4 protein-coding genes are annotated in these 5,288 nt (G+C 42.5%); all 4 read left to right on the forward strand.

Going from position 1 to position 5,288, the window contains the following annotated elements:
• Positions 1-107 precede the first annotated feature (107 nt).
• The 4 genes from PN497_RS23340 to PN497_RS23355 all read left to right on the forward strand — a co-directional run bounded on the left by PN497_RS23340 (position 108) and on the right by PN497_RS23355 (position 5,213).
• The gene (locus PN497_RS23340; protein ID WP_096566736.1) at positions 108-917 is read left to right on the forward strand and encodes an alpha/beta fold hydrolase; all 810 of its coding nucleotides are present in this window, start codon (positions 108-110) and stop codon (positions 915-917) included.
• A gap of 103 nt (positions 918-1,020) precedes the next feature.
• Positions 1,021-2,493: a leucyl aminopeptidase gene (locus PN497_RS23345; protein ID WP_096566738.1), complete on the forward strand. Its 1,473-nt coding sequence runs from the start codon at positions 1,021-1,023 to the stop codon at positions 2,491-2,493.
• Positions 2,494-3,038: 545 nt separating this feature from the next.
• Complete coding sequence (plsX, locus tag PN497_RS23350) at positions 3,039-4,064, forward strand: phosphate acyltransferase PlsX (RefSeq protein WP_096566740.1); 1,026 nt, start codon at positions 3,039-3,041, stop codon at positions 4,062-4,064.
• A 147-nt stretch (positions 4,065-4,211) separates the two neighbouring features.
• Entirely contained in the window at positions 4,212-5,213 is a 1,002-nt protein-coding gene (locus PN497_RS23355) for a beta-ketoacyl-ACP synthase III (protein ID WP_096566742.1), read from the forward strand.
• The last annotated feature ends 75 nt before the right edge of the window (positions 5,214-5,288 follow it).

A 5,288-nucleotide genomic window follows, 5' to 3' on the forward strand; every position in this document is an offset into this window, starting at 1 on the left:
CCCCAGTCCCCAGTCCCCAGTCCCCAGTCACCAGTCACCAGTCCCCATAATTCGCAGTGAAACGGTACAGTTAAACAAGGTCAAATAGATAGAGACACACGGGCAAAATGACAAACATTGAACTTAAACCTTGTTTCCTGACTCCCAAAAGAGTACAACCAGAGTATCCCCTGTTTGTCTATTTACCAGGAATGGATGGAACTGGTCAAATGTTGCGATCGCAAACTGCTGGCTTAGAATTGGGTTTTGATGTCCGTTGTTTAGCGATCCCCAGACAAGACCTCACCACCTGGGAGGTGTTAACCAATAATGTTTTAGACTTAATTCACGCAGAATTAGAAAGAAGTTGTCATCGTCCTGTTTACCTGTGTGGTGAGTCTTTTGGGGGTTGTTTAGCTATGAAAGTCGCTACCCAATCACCACAATTATTCAAACGTATTATTTTAATTAATCCTGCTTCAGCCTTTCAATTACGTCCTTGGCTCAATTCTTTATCTCAACTGACTGACTTTGTGCCATCTTGGTTTTATGATATTGGTGCATTAGGATTACTACCATTTTTAGCATCTTTATCACGGATGTCTAGTAGTATTCGCCATGAACTGCTGAGAACCATGCGTTCTTTACCCGCAGAAACGGTAAATTGGCGGTTGTCATTGTTGCGGGAGTTTCAAGTTGAAGAGGAAAGATTGCAAAAATTAAAGCAAGAGGTATTATTAATAGCTGGAGGGAGCGATCGCTTGTTACCTTCTGTGAGTGAAGTGGAACGGTTAGATCAGATTTTACCTAATCCTAAGAAATTAATCTTACCTGATAGTGGTCATGCTTGTTTATTAGAGGAAGATGTGAATTTGTATAAGATTTTGAAAGATCATGAATTTGTAGAATCTTTAAAATACAGTCATGCTACTAAGTAGGTAAACAATCCCTAATAGGGATTATCTTAACAGGAGTTCCCACACGCTGGAAATTTTGAGCAATACTGGTACAAGTAAGGAAGGTTTACAGAACATTACAAAAATGACGATTCAACCTACAAATACAGCTTTATTAGATTGGACTGGTGATACCTTAGCAGTTGGCTTATTTGAAGACGCAGTAGAGTTAACAGGCGATTTAGCGACTCTAGACGAGAAATGCGGCGGAATTGTCAAAGAAATCATTGCCGAAGAAGAATTTACAGGTAAATCTCATAGCACTGTCGTTATTCGCTTAGGTGCTAGTCATCCCGTGCGGAAGGTGATTTTGGTAGGTTTGGGAAAACCGGATGCTTTGAAATTAGAAACTTTACGCCGTGTTGCTGCTGCTGTCGCTCGCACTGCCAAAAAGCAAAAAACCAAAACTCTGGCAGTTAGTTTACCAGTTTACAACAACGATCCAGCAGCCACAGCCCAAGCGATCGCAGAAGGCACACAACTGGCACTATATCAAGATACTCGCTTTAAATCTGAACCAGAAGATAAAAATCCCAACATCGAAACTATTGATTTATTGGGTTTAGCTGGACAAGAAGCGGCTATTACCCGTGCAGAACAAATTGTTTCTGGGGTAATTTTAGCAAGGCAGTTAGTAGCCGCCCCAGCTAACGCTGTGACACCGATTACAATGGCAGAAACTGCCCAAGCAATAGCTCAGGAACACGGTTTAGAATTACAAATTTTGGAAAAAGAAGATTGTGAAAAATTAGGTATGGGGGCATATTTAGGAGTAGCCCAAGCTTCTGAATTACCACCTAAATTTATTCACCTCACTTACAAACCAGCTACTACACCCAGACGCAAATTAGCGATTATTGGTAAAGGTTTAACTTTCGACTCCGGTGGTTTAAACATTAAAGGCGCTGGTAGCGGTATTGAAACCATGAAAATTGACATGGGTGGCGCTGCGGCAACTTTAGGCGCTGCAAAAGCGATCGGGCAGCTAAAGCCAGATGTAGAGGTTCACTTTATCTCAGCCGTCACCGAAAATATGATTAGCGGTAAGGCAATGCACCCAGGAGACATCTTAACCGCATCAAATGGCAAAACAATCGAAGTCAACAATACAGACGCTGAAGGGCGTTTAACCTTGGCTGATGCTTTGGTGTATGCGGATAAGTTGGGTTTAGATGCGATCGTTGACTTGGCGACTCTCACAGGTGCTTGTGTGGTGGCTTTGGGTGATGATATCGCTGGTTTATTTACACCTGATGATACAGTAGCTTCCCAACTACAAACCGCTTCAGAAACCGCAGGTGAGAAAATTTGGCGGATGCCGATGGAAGAAAAGTATTTTGAAGGGTTAAAATCGGGTATTGCGGACATGAAAAATACCGGACCTCGCTACGGTGGTTCTATTACTGCTGCTTTGTTTTTGAAGCAGTTTGTTAAGGATACTCCTTGGGCGCACCTGGATATTGCCGGTCCAGTTTGGGCTGATAAGGAAAATGGCTATAACGGTGCTGGTGCTACCGGTTTCGGGGTGAGAACTTTGGTTAGTTGGGTTTTGAGTTAGTTTTTTCGGTTTGATACAGCAGGAGTCAGGAGTCGTAGGGGCGAAGCATTCGGAAAACAACCTTGGATCAAAATTGATAATTTATCGCCCGAATGCTTCGCCCGTACAGGAGTCAGGAGTCAGGAGTAAAACTCTCTTTCTGTCTAGGTTTCAAGTAAGAATCTGTACCAGATTGATCTGTAATCTGCTGTAAATTATTAAAGGTTCTGCTTTGGGTGTGATCCAAGGTAGAGCCTTTTTATATGCTCAGAATATTAAACGCAGATAAACGCAAATGATCAATGAACGCAGATGAGAAATAAGAGATTTTTAATACCTTGAAATTAAAATTTATTTAGGGGTTGCTGTTCGCATAGCGTGCCGTTAGGCATAAAAGTCTTGTCGTGATGACAGGTAACAGGTGACAGGTGACTGGGGAAAAATATTTACCTCCTGCCTTCTGCCTTCTGCCTCCTGCTATAGTTTTTCATGTCTTTTTTGGGAATTTTTAATTGTTGAGTGTTGCGATCTGATAAAATTTGTAAGGTTTCTTTGAGCTAGGAGCAATGGGATCGACTGGTGTAAGCATCGCAATTGACGCTATGGGAGGGGATTACGCACCCGCTGAAATCGTCGCTGGCGCATTACGAGCGAAAGAAGAATTGGGTGTGAAAATCTTGTTGGTGGGTGATCAGCAACAAATCGAAGCTGTGATACCGCCAAAAACCAATATGGTAGGATTAGAGATTGTTCCTGCACAGGAAGCGATCGCAATGGATGATGAGCCTTTGAACGCAGTTAGAAAAAAGCGTAAGGCTTCCATCAACGTAGCAATGGACTTGGTTAAAAACAAACAAGCAGATGCAGTATTTTCTGCTGGTCACTCTGGGGCAGCAATGGCCTCAGCTTTACTACGTTTAGGCAGATTACCAGGAATTGATCGTCCAGCCATAGGCACAGTATTTCCCACCATTAAAGCAGGTAAGCCAGTATTAATACTGGATGTTGGTGCAAATGTAGACTGTCGCCCTAAATTTTTAGAGCAGTTTGCAGTCATGGGTTCAATTTATAGTCAGTATGTTTTGGGAATGCCTGAACCCAAAATAGGATTATTAAATATCGGTGAAGAAGACACCAAAGGTAACGAAGCAGCCCTTCGCGCCCATCAATTATTACGGGAAAATACCCAAATAAATTTTAGTGGTAATGCGGAAGGACGTGATGTATTATCAGGTGAATTTGATGTTATTGTCTGTGATGGCTTTGTCGGTAATGTGTTATTAAAATTTGCTGAAGCAGTAGGGGGTGTAATTTTACAAATTCTGCGGGAAGAACTACCCCAGGGGATTCGAGGCCAAATTGGCACAGCAATTTTAAAACCCAACCTCAAACGCGTTAAACAGCGCATGGATCACGCAGAACATGGTGGTGCATTACTATTAGGCGTAAATGGAATTTGTTTCATCGGTCATGGTAGTTCTGAAGCACCTTCTATTTTTAGTGCTATTCGCATGGCTAAAGAAGCTGTAGACAATCAGGTATTGCAAAGACTACAGTCACAATATCAACTTTTACAAAGCGAAAGCGAATAGCCTGATCTGGTATAAATTCCATAGTCATTTGTCATTAGTCATAGTCATTCATGAATGGGGTTTGCTGACTGCTGACTGCTGACTGCTGACTGCTGACTGCTTCTGGACAACTGACAACTGACAATTGACAACTGGGGAGATTTAGGAGTGCAGAATTTATTCAATCAAGGTATAGCAATTACAGGAAGTGGTTCGGCTGTACCAGCTACTTCCTTGGATAACGAGACTTTGACTCAACTGGTAGAAACTTCAGATGAGTGGATTACCACAAGAACAGGAATTAGTCAACGGCAGTTAGCATTACCGCCGGAATCATTGACTACATTAGCCACGGATGCTAGTAAACAGGCGATCGCATCCGCGGGAATTAAACCAGAAGATATTGATTTAATTTTGCTGGCAACTTCTACCCCAGATGATTTGTTTGGCAATGCTTGTCGCATTCAAGCTGAATTAGGAGCAATTAAAGCAGTAGCCTTTGATTTAACTGCAGCCTGTTCGGGGTTTGTGTTTGGACTGGTGACAGCAGCCCAATATATTAGAACAGGAGTTTATCAAAATGTACTGTTGATAGGCGGAGATATCCTCTCTCGTTGGGTAGATTGGCAAGATCGGCGCACTTGTGTGCTGTTTGGCGATGGTGCTGGGGCCGTGGTATTGCAAGCAAATAAGAGCGATCGCCTATTAGGATTTTCCCTGAAAAGCGATGGTAGTCAAAATCACTATCTCAACCTGGGTTATCAAGGCACTACAAAACAGGTTAGTCCAGATATTCATGTACCTACAGGCACTTATCACCCCATCACCATGAACGGTAAAGAAGTATATCGTTTTGCTGTTCAGAAAGTTCCAGAAGTCATAGATAAAGCTTTATTTGAAGCTCATCTCAGCGTAGATCAAATAGATTGGCTGATTTTACATCAAGCAAATCAGCGGATTATTAACTCTGTAGCTGATCGGTTAAATATTCCTGAACATAAAGTAATCAGTAACGTTGCCCATTATGGTAACACCTCTGCTGCTTCTATTCCCCTCGCATTAGATGAAGCAGTAAGGGAAGGAAAAATTAAACCAAATGATATCATTGCTACCTCTGGTTTTGGCGCTGGTTTAACCTGGGGTGCAGCTATTTTTCAATGGGGAAGGTAGGTGACTGGTGACTGGTGACTGGTGACTGGTGACTGGTGACTGGTGACTGGTGACTGGTGACTGGTGACTGGTGAC

This window comes from Sphaerospermopsis kisseleviana CS-549 (genome assembly GCF_028329225.1).
In the GTDB taxonomy this organism is placed as follows: domain Bacteria; phylum Cyanobacteriota; class Cyanobacteriia; order Cyanobacteriales; family Nostocaceae; genus Sphaerospermopsis; species Sphaerospermopsis kisseleviana.